The organism is Nocardia sp. NPDC060220 (assembly GCF_042727815.1).
Taxonomy (GTDB): domain Bacteria; phylum Actinomycetota; class Actinomycetes; order Mycobacteriales; family Mycobacteriaceae; genus Nocardia.
This window is the reverse complement of the sequence record NZ_JBHWZY010001078.1, coordinates 1-2013: the sequence shown is the minus strand read 5'-3', so window position 1 is coordinate 2013 and position 2013 is coordinate 1. Positions and strand designations below refer to the sequence as shown.

2 protein-coding genes are annotated in these 2013 nt (G+C 69.9%); both read left to right on the top strand.

The annotated features are described in order from the left end of the window. Positions 1-584: hypothetical protein (locus ACFWF3_RS33795; protein ID WP_379318050.1), on the top strand; the 584-nt coding region annotated here is incomplete at its 5' end. Between the two features lie 194 nt (positions 585-778). Then, positions 779-2013: acyltransferase (locus ACFWF3_RS33790; protein ID WP_379318049.1), on the top strand; the 1235-nt coding region annotated here is incomplete at its 3' end.

Sequence of the window (2013 nt, the reverse complement as noted above, 5' to 3'; positions counted from 1 at the left end):
CCCCTAACACCCCGTACGGGGCACTCGCCCAACGAGTCGAAAGGTTGCTGTCCATGCTCCTTCCTCCCCGCACGATCCGTGTCACCGTCGCCGCCGCCGCTGCGGCGCTCGCCGTCACCGTCGGACTGACCGGTTGCGGCGATTCCGACGATTCCTCGACGAATGCCACCACGAGCAGTACCAGTATCGCGGCCGCTCCGTCCAGCGTTTCGGCAACTCCGGCACCTTCGGGTGACAACGCCGCGGCACCCACCGCCGATTCCCTGAAGGCGACGCTGATCAAGTTCGCCGATCCCGGAGTATCCACCGACGACAAGGCGAAACTGATCGTCAACGGCGACGCGCACAAGTCCAACATCGATCAGATGAACGGCATGCTCGCCGGCTACACCCTGACCTTCGCCGTCGACAACGTCGCGACCAGTGGTGACACCGCCACCGCCGATGTGACGATCACCTCTCCGCACGGCACGGCGCCCGCGTTCCCGGTCACCTGGCAGCAGGAGGGCGGCACGTGGAAGCTCTCCGACGCCAGCGGCTGCCTGCTGCTCGGCTTCGCCCAGGCTCCCTGCACGCCCGCCTGACCGATCGGCACGGCCCGGACGGCCCGCGGGTACCGTCCCGGCCGTACCGTCGCTGTGCACCGCACGCAGGCCGCAAGATCACCCGGGCTGGATCGATCGCCACCGACCAGCGGTCCACGCCCGCGTAGTTCCACTCAGCGACCGGGGTAGTTCCGCGCTGTGTCCGTGGCGCGAATTCTGCGATGGTCTCTGGCATGAGCGTTGTTCCCAGTGTCGCGGTGGTGGCCGCGAACACCCCGGCCGATCGGGACCGGTTCCTGGATCTGCTGCGGATCTCGTCGCTGGTGGTGGTCGTCGCCGGTCACTGCCTGATGCTGACCGTGACGGTGTCGGGCACCGAGGTGCGTTTCGGCAATGTGCTCGCCGATCTGCCGATACTGCACCCGCTCACCTGGGTTCTGCAGGTGCTTCCGCTGTTCTTCTTCGCGGGCGTGGCCGCGGGTGCGCGCGGCATCGGGCCGGGAACATCATGGGGCGCTTGGCTTTTCCGGCGCACCCAGCGGCTTGTCCGGCCGCTCGGCTACTTCATGGCCGCCTCGGTGGCGCTGCTGGTGGTGGCCGATCTGGTGCTCGCGCCGGGGTGGCATCGTCCGCTCGCGGTGACGAGCGTGCAGCTGCTGTGGTTTCTCGGCACGTACCTGGCGGTGCTGGCGTTCGTGCCGTTGCTCGCCGCGCGGATCACCAGCGGTGGCCGGATGTTCGCCGCGGTCGCGGTGATCGTGACAGGCACGGCGATCGTCGACGCGGTGCGGCTCACCGGCGGGCCGAGCGAGCTCGGCTACCTCAACATGGCCGTCTGGCTGGTGCCCGCGGTGCTCGGGATCGGGTATCTGCGTGGCCTGCTGCGCCGGCGGACCGCAGCGGTGCTGGCCGCGGCGGTTCTGGTCGTCGACGTGCTCTTGGTCCTGGTCGGCCCGTACGAGGTGAGCATGGTCACCGTGCCGGGCCAACGGCTGTCGAATCTGGCGCCGCCCTCGCTGCTGCTGGCCGGACACGCGGTGATGCTGTGCTGCGCCGCCGTCGCCGTGGCGCCCTGGCTGCGCCGTCTCGCCGCCCGCCCGCGCGTCTGGTGGTCGACCGTCATCGGCAACACCGGGGCCATGACGCTGTACCTGTGGCACATGCCCGCCCTGCTCACCGTGCTCGTACTCAGCCACCTGGCGGGCGCCGACCGCGCCGCACCCACCGAATCCGGATTCTGGCTGCTCACGGCAGTGCAGCTCACCGCGACCGCCGCACTCACCGGCGCGCTGTTCCTCGGCCTGCGTGGCCTCGAGAACACACCGCTGCGCTGGTGGGACGGTCCGGTCGCGGCAGTGCGGGGCGTCCGCTCGGCCGCCACCGTGCTGACCGTGATCGCCGCCGGGATCGCGATCCTGCAAGCAACCCGATGGGGCCTCACCGCAGACGGTGGGCTCTGGTTCGCAGG